At 70.9% G+C, this 16,902-nt stretch carries 10 protein-coding genes; 4 read left to right on the forward strand and 6 right to left on the reverse strand.

All coding sequences use genetic code 11. The annotated features are described in order from the left end of the window. Positions 1 to 8 precede the first annotated feature (8 nt). Genes recC through MAA44156_RS19820 form a run of 4 tightly spaced genes read left to right on the forward strand, consistent with a single transcriptional unit; the run spans position 9 to position 9,032 of the window. Complete coding sequence (recC, locus tag MAA44156_RS19805; RefSeq protein ID WP_009979166.1) at positions 9 to 3,299, forward strand: exodeoxyribonuclease V subunit gamma; 3,291 nt, start codon at positions 9 to 11, stop codon at positions 3,297 to 3,299. Beyond that, positions 3,299 to 6,601, forward strand: a complete 3,303-nt coding sequence (gene recB / locus MAA44156_RS19810; RefSeq protein WP_009979167.1) for an exodeoxyribonuclease V subunit beta — start codon at positions 3,299 to 3,301, stop codon at positions 6,599 to 6,601. Before recC ends, recB begins: the two co-directional genes overlap by 1 nt. Before the next feature lie 23 nt (positions 6,602 to 6,624). Then, positions 6,625 to 8,322: an exodeoxyribonuclease V subunit alpha gene (recD, locus tag MAA44156_RS19815; protein ID WP_394818176.1), complete on the forward strand. Its 1,698-nt coding sequence runs from the start codon at positions 6,625 to 6,627 to the stop codon at positions 8,320 to 8,322. Positions 8,323 to 8,330: 8 nt separating this feature from the next. Further along, entirely contained in the window at positions 8,331 to 9,032 is a 702-nt protein-coding gene (locus tag MAA44156_RS19820) for a TVP38/TMEM64 family protein (protein ID WP_009979169.1), read from the forward strand. 9 nt (positions 9,033 to 9,041) lie between these two features. Here the strand turns inward: MAA44156_RS19820 and MAA44156_RS19825 are convergent, their stop codons facing one another. The 6 genes from MAA44156_RS19825 to MAA44156_RS19850 are packed head-to-tail and all read right to left on the reverse strand — an operon-like array spanning position 9,042 to position 16,900. Continuing rightward, positions 9,042 to 10,580 carry an MCE family protein gene (locus tag MAA44156_RS19825; protein WP_009979170.1) on the reverse strand — a complete coding sequence of 513 codons (1,539 nt, stop codon included), beginning with the start codon at positions 10,578 to 10,580 and terminating at the stop codon, positions 9,042 to 9,044. A gap of 3 nt (positions 10,581 to 10,583) precedes the next feature. Beyond that, complete coding sequence (locus tag MAA44156_RS19830) at positions 10,584 to 11,723, reverse strand: virulence factor Mce family protein (protein ID WP_062906655.1); 1,140 nt, start codon at positions 11,721 to 11,723, stop codon at positions 10,584 to 10,586. Continuing rightward, positions 11,723 to 13,222 (reverse strand): virulence factor Mce family protein, encoded by a 1,500-nt coding sequence (locus MAA44156_RS19835; RefSeq protein WP_023880619.1) that lies wholly within the window; start codon positions 13,220 to 13,222, stop codon positions 11,723 to 11,725. The genes MAA44156_RS19830 and MAA44156_RS19835 overlap by 1 nt, the downstream gene beginning before the upstream one ends. Further along, positions 13,219 to 14,661, reverse strand: coding sequence for a virulence factor Mce family protein (locus MAA44156_RS19840; RefSeq protein ID WP_009979172.1), 1,443 nt, complete (start codon positions 14,659 to 14,661; stop codon positions 13,219 to 13,221). The genes MAA44156_RS19835 and MAA44156_RS19840 overlap by 4 nt, the downstream gene beginning before the upstream one ends. Next, positions 14,658 to 15,689: an MCE family protein gene (locus MAA44156_RS19845; protein WP_009979173.1), complete on the reverse strand. Its 1,032-nt coding sequence runs from the start codon at positions 15,687 to 15,689 to the stop codon at positions 14,658 to 14,660. The genes MAA44156_RS19840 and MAA44156_RS19845 overlap by 4 nt, the downstream gene beginning before the upstream one ends. Continuing rightward, the gene (locus MAA44156_RS19850; protein ID WP_003873597.1) at positions 15,686 to 16,900 is read right to left on the reverse strand and encodes an MCE family protein; all 1,215 of its coding nucleotides are present in this window, start codon (positions 16,898 to 16,900) and stop codon (positions 15,686 to 15,688) included. Before MAA44156_RS19850 ends, MAA44156_RS19845 begins: the two co-directional genes overlap by 4 nt. Positions 16,901 to 16,902: the final 2 nt, after the last annotated feature.

A 16,902-nucleotide genomic window follows, 5' to 3' on the forward strand; every position in this document is an offset into this window, starting at 1 on the left:
ACAGCGCAATGCCGCTTCACCTGCACCGTGCCGAGCGCACCGATCTGCTGGCCGACGGTCTCGGCGCGCTGTTGGCCAATCCACCGGCCGACCCGTTCGCCCTCGAGCTCGTCGTGGTGCCCGCGCGTGGGGTGGAGCGCTGGCTGAGTCAACGGCTGTCGCATGTGCTGGGCCGCGCCCGCGACGGGGACGGGGTCTGCGCCGGCGTGCAATTCCGCAGTCCCGGCTCGCTGATCGCCGAGATCACCGGCACGGCCGAGGACGATCCCTGGTCGCCGGACGCTCTGGCCTGGCCGCTGCTGGAGGCGATCGACTGTTCGCTGGACGAGCCGTGGTGCCGCACGCTGGCGACGCACCTGGGCCACTTCCACAGCGGCGCCGAGGCCGAGCTGCGCCGCACCCGCCGCTACGAGGCGGCGCGCCGGCTGGCCGGGCTGTTCGCCGGCTACGCCCGGCAACGGCCGCGGCTGCTGGTCGACTGGCTCGACGGCGACCCGGGCGATCTGGACGAGGACCTGCGCTGGCAACCGCCGCTGTGGCGGGCGCTGGTGGCCCGGGTGGCCGCCGATCCACCGCACGTTCGGCACGCCGAAACCATCGCCCGGCTGCGGCGGGCGCCCAGCGACCTGCCGCAGCGGCTGTCGCTGTTCGGGCACACCCGGTTGGCGTGCACCGACGTGGAGCTCCTGGACGCGCTGGCCACCCACCACGACCTGCACCTGTGGCTGCCGCACCCGAGCGACCGGTTGTGGCGCGCGCTGGCCGGCACGAACGGCGTGATCCCCCGGCGCGACGACACCAGCCACCGCGCCGTCGCCCACCCGCTGCTGGCCACGCTGGGACGGGATCTGCGCGAACTGCAGCGCGGCCTGCCGGCGGATCCGCGGACCGACGAGTACCTCGCCGGCGACGCCCGCCCCGACACGCTGCTGGGCTGGCTGCAGTCCGACATCGCCGCCAATGCCATTCGCCCGGTTGGCCGCTCGCTGGCCGCCGGGGACCGCTCGGTGCAGATCCACAACTGCCACGGGCCGGCCCGCCAGGTCGACGTGCTGCGCGAGGTGCTGCTGGGCCTGCTCGCCGACGACCCGACGCTGCAGCCGCGCGACATCCTGGTGATGTGCCCCGACATCGAAAGCTACGCGCCGCTGATCATGGCCGACTTCGGCCTCGGCGACGTGGTGCACGGCGCGCACCCCGCCCACCAGCTGCGGGTGCGGCTGGCGGACCGTTCCCTGATCCAGACCAACCCGCTGCTTGGGGTGGCCGCGCAGCTGCTGGCCCTGGCCGGCGGCCGGGTGCGGGCCAGCGAGGTGCTCAACCTGGCCCAGACGCCGGCGGTGCGCGCCCGGTTCGGCTTCACCGACGACGATCTGGAGGCCATCACCGGATGGGTCCGCCAGGCCAACATCCGCTGGGGGCTGGACCGGCAGCATCGGCGGCCCTACCACGTCGATTTCGTGCACAACACCTGGCGTTTCGGCATCGACCGGATACTGGCCGGCGTCGCGATGTCCGACGACTCGAACGCATGGATCGACGCGACGCTGCCGCTCGACGACGTCAGCAGCAATCGTGTCCAATTGGCCGGCCAGCTCGCGGAATTCGTCGCCCGGCTGCAGCACGTCCTGGACTCGCTCACCGGTGCCCGGCCGCTGACCGAATGGCTCACCGCCGTCGCCGACGGCATCGCCCTGCTGACCCGGGTGCGCGATGCCGACGAATGGCAGAGCGGTCAGCTGCAGCGCGAGTTCGCCGCGGTGTCCGCGCAGGCCGGATCCCGCGCCGACACCGTGCTGCGGCTGCCCGACGTCCGCGCGCTGCTGACCCGGCACCTGTCCGGACGCCCGACCCGCGCGAATTTCCGCACCGGCACGCTGACGGTGTGCACCATGGTGCCGATGCGTTCGGTACCGCACCGGGTGGTGTGCCTGGTCGGTCTGGACGACGGGCTGTTCCCGCGGCTCGGTGTCGTCGACGGTGACGACGCACTGTCGCGCTGCCCGATGACCGGGGAGCGCGACATCCGTTCCGAGGACCGGCAATTGCTGCTCGACGCGATCGGCGCGGCCACCGAGAAGCTGGTGATCACCTACACCGGCGCCAACGAGTATTCGGGTCAGCCGCGCCCGCCGGCGGTGCCGCTGGCCGAACTGCTGGACACCCTCGACATAACCACCGCCGAGCCGGTGCGCGACCGCATCGTCGTGCGACATCCGTTGCAGCCGTTCGACATTCGCAACGTCATCCCCGACGAGCTGGTGCCCGGGGTGCCGTTCAGTTTCGACCCCACCGTGCTGCGCGCGGCGCGCGCGGCCACCGGCGAACACTGCGAGCCACCGAAGTTCATCTCCGCGCCGCTGCCGCCCCCGCCGCCCGCTGACGTAATCCTGGCCGATTTGGTCGGCTTCTTCAAAGACCCGGTGCAGGGGTTCTTCCGGGCCCTGCAGTTCACGCTGCCCCACGACGTCGACGGAGTGCAGGACGCGATGCCGGTGGACATCGACGCCCTGCAGGAGTGGACGGTCGGCGATCGGATGCTGCGCGACATGCTGCGCGGGATGACCCCGGAGGACGCGCGGCAGGCCGAGTGGCGCCGCGGCACCCTGCCGCCGGGACAGCTGGGCTGGCGCAGGGTGACCGAGATCCGCGACCAGGCAGCCCGATTGGCGCGGGAGGCGCACCAGCACCGGGCCGAGCAGCCGGGCGGCGCCCACGACGTCGACATCGATCTGGGCCGCGGGCGCCGGCTCACCGGCACGGTGACCCCGGTCTACGGCAACCGCCTGGTCGCGGTGACCTATTCGCGGCTGGACGGCAGGCATCTGCTCGAGTCGTGGATTCCGTTGCTGGCGTTGGCCGCTCACGATCGCGGCCGCGACTGGTCGGCGGTGTGCATCGGGCGGATGCGCCGGGGCACCGGCATCCGGGTGCAGCGGCTCGGGTCGCCGGACGACGATCCCGTCGAGCTGCTGCACGAGCTGGTGAGCATTTACGACGCCGGGCGGCGCGAGCCGATTCCGTTGCCGCTCAAGACCTCCTACGCGTGGGCGGCCGCCCGCTACGGCGGCGACGACCCGGTGGCCGAGGCCCGCTACCGGTGGAAGTCCAGCGACCGCTACCCAGGGGAGGACCAGGCGCCGGCGCATGTGCGGGCCTGGGGACGCGGTGCGCCGCTGGACGACCTGATGCAGCCGGTACGCCCGGGCGAGGAGTGCGACGGCGAGGACAACCGGCTCGGCACCTACGCGGCCCGGCTGTGGCTGCCGATGTTGCGGGCCGAGCGGACGACGGCGTGATGGAACGCTTCGACCTGTTGGGCGCATTGCCGGCCGCGCGCTCCACCACGGTGCTCGAGGCCAGCGCGGGCACCGGAAAGACGTTCGCGTTGGCCGGGCTGGTGACCCGCTATCTCGCCGACGGCGCCGCGACCCTGGACCAGATGTTGCTGATCACCTTCGGCCGGGCCGCCAGCCAGGAGCTGCGGGAACGGGTGCGCTGTCAAATCGTCGACGCGGTAGCCGCTTTCGCCGACCCGTCGCGGGCGGGCGACAACGAGCTGGTGGCCTACCTGTTGGACGGCACCGAGGACCGGCTCGCCGCGCGGCGGCAACGCCTGCGCGACGGGCTGGCCGGCTTCGACGCGGCGACGATCGCCACCACGCATCAGTTCTGCCAGCTGGTGTTGCGCTCGCTCGGGGTGGCCGGCGACACCGCCGCCGGGGTGACCTTGCTGGACAGCCTCGACGAGCTGGTGGCCGAGATCGTCGATGACCTGTATCTGGCGCATTTCGGGCAGGACCACGACGACCCGGTGCTGCACTATCGGGAGGCGCTGCGGTTGGCCCGCGACGTGGTCAACAACCCGTCAGCGCAGCTGCGGCCGCTGCACCCCGAGCCCGGTTCGCGAGCGGCGGTCAGCCTGCGCTTCGCCAATGACGTTCTGGCCGAACTGGATACGCGCAAACGCCGGCTCGGCGTGCTGGGCTACGACGATCTGCTGACCCGGCTGGCCGACGCGCTGGCCACCGAGCACTCCCCCGCCCGGCTGCGCATGCACCAGCGTTGGCCGATCGTGATGGTCGACGAGTTCCAGGACACCGACCCGGTGCAGTGGCAGGTGATCGACCGCGCGTTCAGCGGCCGTTCGACGCTGATTCTCATCGGCGACCCCAAGCAGGCGATCTACGCGTTTCGCGGCGGTGACATCGTCACCTACCTGCGGGCGGCCGAGACCGCGGGGCAGAAAAAGACGCTGGACACCAACTGGCGCAGCGATTCCGCGCTGCTGCAGCGGCTGCAGGTGGTGCTGCGCGGCGCGCAGCTCGGTGACCCCGCGATCGTGGTGAACGACGTCGCGGCGCACCACCGGGGTCACCGGCTGTCCGGGGCACCGCGCAACGACCCGTTCCGGCTGCGGGTGGTGTCACGAAACACGTTGGGACGTCGCGGTATTGCCAATCTTCCCATCGACGAGCTGCGACAGCACATCGGCGCCGATCTCGCCGCCGACATCCGTGCGCTGCTGGCCGCCGGCGCCACCTTCGACGGGAAACCGGTGCGGGCGGGCGACATCGCGGTCATCGTGGAACGGCACCGGGACGCCCAGGCCTGTTTCACCGCGCTGTGCGACGCCGGCGTTCCCGCCGTCTACACCGGCAACTCCGACGTGTTCACCTCGCAGGCGGCCGAGGATTGGCTGTGCCTGCTGGAGGCGTTCGATCAGCCGCACCGGCCCGGCGTGGTGCGCGCGGCGGCGGCGACGATGTTCTTCGGCGAGACCGCCGAGACGTTGGCGGCCGGCGGTGACGCGCTGACCGACCGGATCGCCCAGACCTTGCGGGAGTGGGCCGGTCACGCCCGCGAACGCGGCGTCGCCGCCATCTTCGAGGCCGCCCAGCTGCTGGGGATGGGCAATCGGGTGCTCGGCTGGCAGGGCGGGGCGCGGCACATGACGGACCTGGCGCATCTCACCCAGCTGCTGGGCGAGGTGGCCCACCGCGAACACCACAACCTGCCCGCGCTGCGCGACTGGCTGCGCCGGCAGCGCGACGAGCGAAGCGGCGCGCCGGAACGCAACCGCCGGTTGGACAGCGACGCCGCCGCCGTCCAGATCATGACCGTCTTCGTCAGCAAGGGGCTGCAGTACCCGATCGTGTACCTGCCGTTCGCCTTCCACCGCAACACCACCGACAGCGACGTGGTGCTGTTCCACGACGAGGACGGCACCCGCTGCCTGCACGTCGGCGGCAAGGACAGCCCCGACTTCAAAACCGTTGAGCGGCTTGGCCGTAAGGAGGACGCCAGCGACGACAGCCGGCTGACGTACGTCGCGTTGACCCGAGCGCAGGCCCAGGTGGTGGCGTGGTGGTCACCGGCCTACCACGAGCCCAACGGCGGCCTGTCCCGGCTGCTGCGGGGCCGCCGGCCCGGCGAGCCGGTGGTGCCGGACCGCTGCGAGCCGGCGAAGATCTCCGACGAGGATGCCCTGGCTCGGCTGCGCGAGTGGGAGGCGGCCGGCGGCCCGGTCATCGAGGAGGCGGTGCCGGCGCCGGCGCCGCCGCTGCCCGGTGTGCCGGTGCCGGCACGGCTGGAGAACCGCCACTTCCACCGCGGCATCGACACCGGTTGGCGGCGCACCTCCTATTCCGGCCTGATCCGGCAGGCCCAGCCCAGCGGGGTGGGCAGCGAACCCGAGGCCGCCGGGCTCGACGACGAGGTCGGCGACATTCTTCTGGCCCCGGCGACATCCGTCGGCGATGTTGCCTCGCCGATGGCGGACCTTCCGGCGGGCGCCACCTTCGGCACCCTGGTGCACGCCGTGCTGCAGACGGCCGACCCGTTCGCCCCCGACCTGGCCGCCGAGCTGACCGCCCGGATCCGGGAGCACTCGGTGTGGTGGCCGGTGGCCGCGACCCCCGAAGACATGGCCGCGGCGATGGTGCCGATGCACGACACACCGCTGGGCCCGCTGGCCGGCGGCCTGACGCTGCGCCGGATCGGGTTGTCGGATCGCCTGTGCGAGCTGGACTTCGAGCTGCCGCTGGCTGGCGGCGATCGGCGCTCGGCCCCGCCGGAGGTTCGGCTGGCCGATCTGGCGCCGCTGTTGCGCGCGCATCTGCCGGCCGACGATGTGCTGGCCTGCTACGCCGACCGGCTGACGGACCGCTCCCTCGGCGCGGAGTCGCTGCGCGGATACCTGACCGGCTCGATCGACGCCGTGCTGCGGATCCCGGACGGGGCCGGGCACCGCTACCTGGTGGTGGACTACAAGACCAACCGGCTCGGTGATGCGCAGCACCCGCTGACCGCCGCCGATTACGACCGGCCCCGGATGGTGGAGGCGATGTTGCACTCGGATTATCCGCTGCAGGCGCTGCTGTACAGCGCTGTGCTGCACCGGTTCCTGCGCTGGCGGCTGGCCGGCTACGATCCGGACCGCCATCTCGGCGGCATCCTCTATTTGTTCGTGCGGGGCATGTGCGGCCCCGACACGCCGGTGCGCGACGGTCACCCGTCGGGCGTCTTCGATTGGCGACCGCCGTCGTCGTTGATCGCGGCGCTGTCCGACCTGCTGGATGCCCAGGGGGTGGCGGTGTGACGGCGGACGTGTTGCCGGAGCGGGTGTTTGACGCCGGGCCGCTGCGCCCGTTCGCCGACGCCGGCATCTTCGAAGCAGCGGATATCCGCGTGGCGCAACGGCTTACCGCGCTCACCGGCGAGTCCGACGATCGGGTGGCGCTGGCCGTCGCCCTGCTGGTGCGCGCGCTGCGGGGCGGTTCGGTGTGCGTCGATCTGCGGGCGGTGCCGGCACAGGTCGGCGCGGCGGACCTGCCCTGGCCCGCCGCCGGCGACTGGCTGGCCGCGGTGCGGGCCAGCCCGCTGCTCGGGCCGCCGCCGGTGCTGCGGTTCTTCGGCGATCTGCTCTACTTCGACCGGTACTGGCTGGAGGAAGAGCAGGTGTGCACCGATCTGCTGGCCCTGTCGGCGCCGGCGGGCGATGTCGAATCCTCTTGCTACGAAAGGCTTTTCCCGCCCGGCTACGAAGAACAGCGGGCGGCCGCCCGGATCGCGGTGTCCCAGGCGCTCACCGTGCTGACCGGCGGGCCGGGCACCGGCAAGACCACCACGGTCGCGCGGCTGCTCGCCCTGCTGGTCGAGCAGGCCGAGCGCGCCGGTGAGCCGCGGCCGAGGATCGCGCTGGCCGCCCCGACCGGCAAGGCGGCCGCGCGGCTGGCTGAGGCGGTGGCCGCCGAGATCGAGCACCTCGACCCGGCCGACCGGGCGCGGCTGGCCGGGCTGACCGGCACCACGCTGCACCGGCTGCTGGGGCCGCGCCCCGATACGTCGGTGCGGTTCAAGCACAATCGCGGCAACCGGCTGCCGCACGACATCATCGTGGTCGACGAGACGTCGATGGTGTCGTTGACCATGATGGCCCGGCTGGCCGAAGCCGTCCGGCCGGACACCCGGCTGATCCTGGTCGGCGATCCCGACCAGTTGGCCTCGGTGGAGGCGGGCGCCGTGCTGGCCGATCTGGTCGACGGGCTGGCCGGCCGCGCCGGGGTGCGGGTCGCCGCGCTGGCCACCCCGCACCGGTTCGGCAGCGCGATCGGCGCGCTGGCCGCGGCGATCCGGGCCGGCGACGCCGACCGGGTGGTGGAGTTGTTGGCGGCCGGCGGTGAGCACATCGAGTGGGTGGATTCCGAACGCCCGGCCGACCGGCTGCGCGAGGTGCTGGTGTCGCACGCGCTGCGGTTGCGCTCGGCGGCGCTGCTGGGCGCGGCTCAGGCCGCGCTGGCCACGCTGGACGAGCACCGGCTGCTGTGTGCGCACCGCGACGGGCCGCACGGGGCGGTGCGGTGGAACACGTTGGTGCACAACTGGATTGCCGAAGAAACCGGTCAGCCGGCCTGGTCGCAATGGTATGCCGGGCGTCCGCTGCTGGTGACGGCGAACGACTACGGGCTGCGTCTGTACAACGGCGACACCGGCGTGACGGTGGCCGGTGCGGACGGGCTGCGGGCCGTCATCGCCGGTGCGGCCGGCCCGCTGGACTTCGCCACCAGCCGGCTCGGCGAGGTGGAGACGATGCACGCCATGACCATCCACAAGAGTCAGGGCAGCCAGGCCGACGAGGTGACGGTGCTGATACCGGCGGAGGATTCGCGGCTGCTGACCCGGGAACTGTTCTACACGGCGGTGACCCGGGCCAAGAGCAGGGTGCGGGTGGTGGGGCCCGAGGCGTCGGTGCGGGCCGCGATCGAGCGCCGGGCGATCCGGGCCACCGGATTGCGGCAGCGGCTGCGGGCGGTCGGGTGACGGCCGGTATGGACGACCAGGACGCTTCCGACGCCCCGGCATCGCGGCGGGCTCACATCCTGCGCCTCGCCGTGTTCGCCGGCTTTCTGGCCGTGGTGTTCTATCTGGTGGCGGTGGCGCGGGTGATCGACGTCGGCGAGATCCGGGCCGTGGTGTCGGCCACCGGCCCGGCCGCGCCGCTGACCTACGTGGTGGCCTCGGCGCTCGCCGGCGCGTTGTTCGTGCCGGGCTCGATACTGGCCGCCGGCAGTGGGCTGCTGTTCGGTCCGCTGCTGGGCGTCTTCGTGACGCTGGGCGCGACGGTGGGCACCGCGACCGCCGCGAGTTTCGTCGGCCGGCGGGCCGGCCGCGACAGCGCCCGGGCGCTGCTGGGCCCGGCGCGGGCCGATCGCGTCGACGCCCTGATCGGGCGCGGCGGCCTGTGGGCGGTCGTCGGGCAGCGCTTCGTCCCCGGCATCTCGGATGCGCTGGCCTCCTACGCCTTCGGGGCGTTCGGAGTTCCGTTGTGGCAGATGGCCGTTGGCGCGTTCATCGGTTCGGCCCCGCGCGCCTTTGCCTACACCGCGCTGGGTGCCTCGATCGGGAATCGGTCCTCGCTGCTGGCTTATGCCGCGGTCGCGGTGTGGTGCGTGAGCGCGATCGTCGGCGCGTTCGCCGCGCATCGCGGCTACCGACAGTGGCGCGACCGACCCAGGGACGAGGGCGCCTGACCGGCGTTGTCAGCGGGCCTGTCCCAGCATCGTCTTCCACCCCTCGTCGCCGATGGTGGCCGAATTGGCCACCGAATACACCACCCCGTCGGGGCCCACCACCGTGCCGCTGCGCACGTCGTAGAGCGCGCTGGGGGTGTACGTGCACGGGTTGGGCTGCTGCCCGTTGCACACCACGGTGCCCGATCCCGGCCGCTGCAGCGGGTCGCTGATCGGCGGTGGGGTGCCCGGCAGCCGGTCGGCGGGCAGCGGATTGAGGCCGTTGTCGACCGAGGGTGCGGGGATCACCAGGCCCGGCTTCACCGGTTGGTCGCACCGCGCGCTCGGCGCGGGACAGGTCAGTATCTGGTCGGGGTCGCCGTACCAGGGGTTGGTGCCCTGCGGCACATAGGGTTCGGTGCTGCGGCACTCCCGCGGTGTGGCCGCCCGCTTGCCCGGCACGTCCACGCACGGGTAATTGCGGGCTCCCCGAACGACATTGGTGGCGTCCATCGGGATCTTGCAGTAGGTGCCGGCCGGCAGCGGCGCCGTGCTGGTGTCCGCCGGGGCGCGCCACTGCGATGCCGGCAGGAAACCGGTCAGGCAGGGCGGCGGCTGGTTGAGTGAGATGGCGCCGACGCCCAGTGCGGCCTGGCCCGGCGATTGCGCGGTCACCGACTGGGCGATCGCGCCGGACTGCGGCAGGAACACCAACGCCTGCTCGACGCCGTTGTGATAGCGCTTGAGCATGTCGATCACGACCTCGAGATTGGCCAGCGTCTGCGGCAGCGACTCCCGCACACCGCCGAACGTGGCCCGCACCTGCTCGGCCGTCGGCGCCGCGTTGGCCAGGATGCTGCGCAGCGCCGGGTCCTGCCGCGCGGTCTGGGCGGCCAACGTGTTCAGGTTGGCGGCCCAACGCCCAAGCGTGTCAGCGGAATCGGCCTGGCTGTCGATGATCGGTGCCGAGCGCTCGACGATGTCGTCGACGTGGTCGATGCTGCCCCGGAAGTCGTGGGCGATCGCCTGGGTGGCATCCACCAGGCGCCGCAGCGACGGCCCCAGGCCACCGACCGCCTGCGAGGTTTCGTAGAGCAGCGAGGCGATCTTGTCCCGGGGCAGCACCGCCAGTCCGCGGTTGGCGGCGTCCAGCGCGGGACCGATCTGGCTGGGCACCGTGCTTTTGTGGATGGTCTGCCCGTCGACCAGATACGGTTCGCGCCCGGCGGTCGAGACCAGGTCGACGTACTGCTCGCCCACCGCCGAGACCGAATGCACGTGGGCGGCCGCATCGGCCGGGATCCGGTAGTCGTCCTCGATGCTCATCGTCGCCCGCGCGCCACGCTCGGTCGGCTCGACGCCGGTGACCTTGCCGATGGTGATTCCCCGGTAGGTGACGTTGGCGGTCCGGTACAGGCCGCCGGATTGCGGCAATTCGACGTACAGGGTGTAGCGGCCGATGCCGGCCAGGCTCGGGATCCGCAGGTAGTACCAGCCGAGGACGACCACCGCGGCCACCGCCACCGCCGTCAGCAGCACCAGCTGGGTTTTGATCATGCGGGGCAGCATCTTTCATTCGCCCCTTTCCACCAGCGGTCCGCCCGGGGCGTCGTTGGGGTTGGGCGTGTAGCGGACGTCGGGGATCATCGTGGCGGGGTCGCGCCCCCAGGACTGCTCGAGCGCGCGCAGCGCGCCGGACAGGCCGGTGCCGGTGAGCATGGTGTTGTCGATGGTGGACAGCGTCAGGTCGAGGGCGGCCGAGACGTTGACGTAGTCGCCGCGGATCACCTGGGCGACGTCGTCGATGTTGAACGGGGCCGTCAGCCCCAGCTTCAACGCGCCGGCCACGAACGGGGCGGCCGGGACGAGCTGGCGCAACGGCCGTTGCAGCGACAGCAGGCTGCGGTAGAGGTTGGCCCGGGTGTCGGTGAGCGCCCAGTCGGCCGCGTCGCCGAATCGGCCCAGCGATTCGGTGGCGTCGGCGAAAAGTTCGCGGGTGTCGGCGAAATGCCGGATCAACGGCGGCAGCTCGGTCAGCACCCGATCCAGGGTGTCCCTGCGGTTGGCGAACACGGTCAGTAGTTCGTTGCTCGAATCGATCGCCCGGGTCAGATCGTCGCGTTGGCGGCTCAGCTCGGTGACGAAAGTGTCCAGCCGGCCGAGGAATTCGCGGATCTGCCCGGCATGCCCGTCGAGGATGTTGAGCACCTCGGTCTGGATGGCGTCGAGGTTGGCGATGCCGCCGCCGTTGAGGATCACCGCGACGCTGGCCAGCGTCCGTTCGACGGTGGGATAGGCCGACGAGTTCTGCAGCAGGATGGTGTCGCCGCTCTTCAATCGTTGCGCGGACGGGTTTTTCGGCGCGGCCAGCTCGACGTGCTGGGTGCCCAGCAGGCTGGTCTGGCCGATCTTCGCGGTGGCGTTGGCCGGTAGCCGCACGCCCGGATCGAGGTCCAGCCTCAGCGTGGCGACCCAATCCTTGAGGGTGATGGCACGTACCGTGCCGACCCACACGTCGGCCACCCGGACCCGGCTGTTGGTGTTCAGCGCCAACGTGTCGGGCATCTGCACGTAGATCGTCATGTGGTCGCCGCCGGTGCCGCGGCCGACCGGCAGCGGCACGTCGGCGATCCCCCGCCAGGTGCACGACGTCAACATCGCCGCCAGCGCGACCACCAGCGCGCGCCGCCCCGCGACGGCGACCCGGCGCATCACCGGCCCGGCCCCGGCGGTGTGGGCCGCGAAAACCACGGCGGCGACGGCGGATTCGACTCGTCGTAGGCGTTCGGCGGTCCGGCGGCGGTGACCCCCGGCGGCGGCGGCGCGGTGTCCGGGCCACCCATGAGCTCGGCCAGCGATTCGGGGGTGAGCATGCCGGCGGTGAACGGCTGGACGTCGGTGCCCTGCATTCCCGGCGCGACCACCCAGCCCGGCTCGTGGTTGCCGTGGGAGAACGGGGTGTCGCGGGCGAAGATGCCCGGGACGGTGGTGTCCTTGTATCCGGGCGGCGGGCGCAGTCGCTCCTCGGAGTAAGCCACCTCCTTGGGCAGGGTGGCCGCCGAGTTGAACGGGTTCAGGCCGGCCGGTGGGTAATTGAACTTGATGGCGTCGAGAACCGGGGCCAGATACTGTGCGCACAGTTCGGCCGAGTCCTGGTAGCCCAGCCGGCTGCCGGCCTGAATGGCGCTGCACAGGAAGTGGATCGGGTTGGCGAAGTTGGGGAACACGAACAGGCCGACCAGCGAACTGTGCGCCGGCTGGTAGAGGTTGTTGAAGTTGCCGGCGAAGGTGGGCAGCACGTGCAGCGCGGTTTCCAGGCCGTCGCGCGGCTCGGGTTGCAGGATCGTGGTGGTCACGTCGGCGAGGTTGCCGACGTCGTGGGTCAGTCCGGGTGCGTTGTCGTTCACGAACTTTCGGGCCGCGTCCAGCACCTGGTCGAGATGGGTGATGGTGTCGCTCACCTGGTGGTCGGATTGGGTGAACCAGTCGGTGAACTGGGCCAGGTTGTCGTTGAGCGCGACGAACTGTTGCTTGTGCTGGTACAGCGCGGTGACGAACCGGGCCAGGCTCTTGGTGATGGCGACGAAATCGCCGCGGCCCTCGTTGAGCGCGGTCAGCGCCTGCGACAGGCTGTTCAGGGTCTCGTTGACCTGTTTGCCCTTGCCGGACAGATTGTCGGCGGCCGATTCGATGATGTCACCGAACGGCCCCGCCGGCTGCTGGGGGGTGGGGCCGAGCTGGCGCAGGATGGCGTTGATGGAGTCTCGCAGCTGATCCCACTCGACGGGCACCCGGGTGCGCTCGATCGGGATGACCGCGCCGTCGCGCAGCACCGGCCCGCCGGTGTAGGGCGGCGACAGCTGGATGGTGCGCGAGGCCACCAGGCTGGGGTTGAGGATCGACGCGGTCGCGTTCGCCGGGACACGGTATTTGTTGTTGTAGTGCAAAGTGACTCGCATCTTGTCGCCGGCCGGCTCGATCTTGTCGATCGAACCCACCCGCACGCCCATGATCTGCACCCGGTCGCCGGGATACAGCGCCAGCGTCTCGGAGAAGTAGGCCACGACCGCGGTCGTGGTGAGCTTGCGGTACAGCTGGACGCCGGCGACGGCCGCGATGAAGACGAAGACCGCCGCCAGCGCCGCGATCACCAGCACCCGGGCGGACACCTTGGGCAGCCGCAGGTTTCGGATGTCGAAGATGGTGCTCATCGGGTGCTCCCCCCTGTCGCGTCGGGCGGGTTCTCGGTGCGCGCCCCCGGTGGGGCGTGCGCCGGCAGCGGCACCGGGGTGCCGGGGACGTCGGGCGGGGCCTCACCCGGGCGTCCCGCGCTCGGCACCCCGGGCGACGGCGGCGGCCCGTCCGGCGCCGGCGGCGACGTCTCGACATCCAGCGGGGCCGGGAAGCCGTCGGGGACCGGGCCGAACGGCCCCTGACCGGAAAGCGCGCACGGCAACGGATTTCCCGGCCGCGGCGGGCTGTCGGCGGCCGGCGTGTACGAACACGGCGACCCGGGTGGGACGGCCGGGCCGGGATGGGCCGGGGTGCCCTCGGCCACCGGCGGGGCCGGCGGTGGCGCGCCGTTGGGCAACCGGGTGCCGTTGGGGTCGGGCCAGCGGAACGCCGGCAGCCCGGCGCTGCGCCAGAAGTTCTCCGGGTCGATGCCCCGTTTCTTGAATGCCGCGTCGACCCACGGCTGAAGTACTTGGTAGGGAAGCAGATTCGCCACGATCGCCTTGAAGAACGGGCCGGAGGCGACGGCTTCGGTCAGCGACGCGGTGTACCTGCTGACCAGGACGAGCACATCGGAGAGTTCCTTCTTGCGCTTGACCAGCTCGTCGCTGACGGTGCCCAGCTGCCGCAGCACCTGGTGCGCATCGGGGTTTTCCTTGATGAATCCCGACACCTGGGTGGACACCGCCGACACGTTGCTCAGCAGGGCGCTCAGCGCCTGGCTGCGCTGCCGGAACGCGGCGAGCAGGGTGTTGGCGTTGACCAGCAGGGCGTCGACCTGCCCGCTGCGGTCGCCGAGCACTCGCGTGATCTTGTCGGCGTTGGTCAGCAGTTGTTTGATCTGTTCGTCCCGGTTGCCGATGGTGCCGGAGAATCTGGCCACCCCGTCGAGGGCGGCCTTCAGGTGCGGCGCGGTCTGATCGAAGGTCTCCGACAACACGTTCAACGACCGCTTGACGACGTCGATGTTCCAGTCCGTGGCCGCCTTGGTGACGTCGACGAACGCGTCGTAGATCTGGTAGGGCGTGGTGGTCTGCCCGGACGGGATTATCCCGTTGGGCGGCAACGGATCCGCGCCGCGCGGCTGGATGGCCATGTTCTTGCGTCCCAGGAAGGTGTCGGTGCGGATCGCCGCCCGGCTCTGCGCGCCGATCGTCTTGCCGGGCATCGAGAAGCCGACCAGCACCCGGTCGCCGCGGATCACCAGCGAACTCACCAATCCCACGTTCACCCCGGCGATCTGCACCTTGTCGCCGACGTTGATACCGCCGGCGTCGGTGAATTGCGCGTAGTAGGTCGGCGTGGCGAACAGCATCGGCACGCTGGTAAAGCTTTGTCCCACACCGACCACCAGCACCGTCACCAGCGCGCCCATCAGGCCGACCCGGGTGCGGTTGAACTCGGTCAGCGTCCTCATTGCGGCGTGCACCTCCCGGTCGGCTGTCCGAAGAGCTTGATGGTGCGTACCGGACCGCCGGGCTGTAATCCGTTGACTTTGATCGAGATGTCACACAGGTAGAAGTTGTAGAAGTCGCCGTAGATGCCGCCGGCGCGGCCGATGACGCGGAACGCGCCCGGCAGTTTCTCCAGCACGTTGTCGACGGTGGGCAGGTCGTTGATGAGCGCTTGCTGGATGCCCTCGAGGTGTCCGAGGGTGCCGTGCAATGACGGCCGGTCCTCGCCGAGCAGCCCGGCCACGGTTGCGGCCGCGTCGCTGATGTGTGCCGCGGCCGCGGCCAGCGGGTCGGCCCGGTTCTTCAATCCGGTGATCAGCAGTTCCAACTTGTCGACCGTTCGGTCGAACTCCTTCTCGTGCTTGACGGTGGTGGCCAGCACGGTGTTCAGGTTGTTGATCACCTCGCCGATCGCCTTGTCGCGGTCGGCCAGCGCGGCGGTCAGCGCCGCGGTCTGGTCGAGGATGTCGGTGATGGTGGCGCCCTGTCCCTGGAACACGGTGATGATGGACTGGGCGATGCTGTCGACCTTGTTCGGGTCCAAAGCCTGGAACAGCGGCCGGAATCCGCCGATCAGCGCGTCGAGATCCAACGCCGGCTGAGTGTGCTCGACGGGGATGCGGCCGCCCGGGGGCAGCCGGTGGCCGCTGGTGCCGCGCTTGAGTTCCAGATAGCGGTCGCCGATCAGGTTGAGGTAGCGGATCGACGCGGTGGTGCCCTGGTCCAGTGCCAGTGAGCGGTCCACGTTGAACTCCACCAACACCCGGCTGTCCTTGTCGGACAGCGTCACGGCGGCGACCTTGCCCACCTCCACCCCGGAGGCGCGCACGAATTGCCCGGCCCGTAACCCGCCGGCGTCGGTGAACACCGCGGAGTAGCCGGTGGTCCGATCGAATCGGACCTGGCCGAACACGACGATGATCATCACTGTGAACATCGCCAGCACGGACCAGAAGACGACGAGTTTGACTGCGGTACCGGTGATTCTCATGGGTTGATCGTGTTCTCCCCGTACTGGCGGCCCCAGACGAATTCGGTGGCCAGCGGCTGACCGATCTCGAGGTGGTTGTAAGGAGCCAGGCTGGCGCCGGTGTCCATCACCAGATACGGCGCGGGCCACAGGTCCCGGGTGATCTTCTGCCAGCAGCCGGGCCGCCCGCCCGGGCCGCCGTGCGCGTTCACCCGCGGCAGGTTGTCCGGGTACACATAGGGATTCGGCGCGCCGACGATCGATCCGGCCGCCGCCAGCGAATAGCCGTTGCCGCCGGCCGCTTTGGCGACCTCAGGGGCGGCGTCGTGGAAATTGCGGATCATGCAGAACAGTTCGGGGCTGTAGGTGTCGAGCAGCTCGGCGGTGGGCACCAGGTCCGCGGCCCCGCGCGCCAGGTACGGTCCGCCGCGGGCGAAGATGTCCTCGCCCTCGTGGCCCACGCCGACGGCCGCCAGCAGCGCGGCGTCCAGGTCGCCCTGTTGCCGGGTCAGCGTCCGCGCGGTGGTCACCGCGTTGGACAGGAAGTCCAACAGGTCGGGTGCGGCCTTGGTGTACGCGCCGGCCAGGTCGGCCAGGCGGCGCACGTCGTAGCGGATCTGCGGCATTCGCGGATTCAGCTGCGCCAGAATCTGATTGCCGTTGACGATGGATTCGCCGAACTTGCCGCCCAGCCCGTCCAGCGCCTGCGCCAGCGCGGACAGCGTCGCGTTGAGCTCGATCGGGCTCACCTTCTCCGCGATCGAGGTGACCGTCTCGAACAGGGTGTTGAATTCGGTGGTCACCGACCGCGCGTCGATCACGTCGCGGGGCGAGATCCGCTGCCGCGACGGGTTTTCCGGGGCGCTCAACGACACGTACTTGTTGCCGAACAGCGTGGCCGCCTCGATGGTGGCCACCACGTTCGCCGGAATCAGATTGACATAGCGCGGATCCACGTCCAGCACCAGTTTGGCCGCGGGGGCGCCGTCGCGCTCGATCTCCGAGATGTCGGCCACCCGGCCGATCGCGACGCCGTTGTAGGTGACCTTGGATCCCGTCTCCATCACCAGGCCGGCCCGGGTGGCGACCATGGTGAGCTTGGTCTTGGGGGTGAAGTCCCCGCGAAATTGCAGGTATACCAAGGCCAGAACCAGCGCACAGACCAGCAGCAGGAACACCCCCTCGACGTACACCCAGGCGCGTCGGCCCCGCTGCGGCACCGGTGTCGCCATCG

It is taken from the genome of Mycobacterium avium subsp. avium, from assembly GCF_009741445.1.
GTDB classification, from domain to species: Bacteria; Actinomycetota; Actinomycetes; order Mycobacteriales; family Mycobacteriaceae; genus Mycobacterium; species Mycobacterium avium.

What these genes read in the sequence shown, in the direction of transcription:
- recC (WP_009979166.1), top strand. Translation starts at nt 9, where the DNA reads ATGCCGCTTCACCTGCACCGTGCCGAGCGCACCGATCTGCTGGCCGAC.
- recB (WP_009979167.1), top strand. Translation starts at nt 3,299, where the DNA reads ATGGAACGCTTCGACCTGTTGGGCGCATTGCCGGCCGCGCGCTCCACC.
- MAA44156_RS19820 (WP_009979169.1), top strand. Translation starts at nt 8,331, where the DNA reads ATGGACGACCAGGACGCTTCCGACGCCCCGGCATCGCGGCGGGCTCAC.
- MAA44156_RS19825 (WP_009979170.1), bottom strand. Translation starts at nt 10,580, where the DNA reads ATGCTGCCCCGCATGATCAAAACCCAGCTGGTGCTGCTGACGGCGGTG.
- MAA44156_RS19830 (WP_062906655.1), bottom strand. Translation starts at nt 11,723, where the DNA reads ATGCGCCGGGTCGCCGTCGCGGGGCGGCGCGCGCTGGTGGTCGCGCTG.
- MAA44156_RS19835 (WP_023880619.1), bottom strand. Translation starts at nt 13,222, where the DNA reads ATGAGCACCATCTTCGACATCCGAAACCTGCGGCTGCCCAAGGTGTCC.
- MAA44156_RS19840 (WP_009979172.1), bottom strand. Translation starts at nt 14,661, where the DNA reads ATGAGGACGCTGACCGAGTTCAACCGCACCCGGGTCGGCCTGATGGGC.
- MAA44156_RS19845 (WP_009979173.1), bottom strand. Translation starts at nt 15,689, where the DNA reads ATGAGAATCACCGGTACCGCAGTCAAACTCGTCGTCTTCTGGTCCGTG.
- MAA44156_RS19850 (WP_003873597.1), bottom strand. Translation starts at nt 16,900, where the DNA reads ATGGCGACACCGGTGCCGCAGCGGGGCCGACGCGCCTGGGTGTACGTC.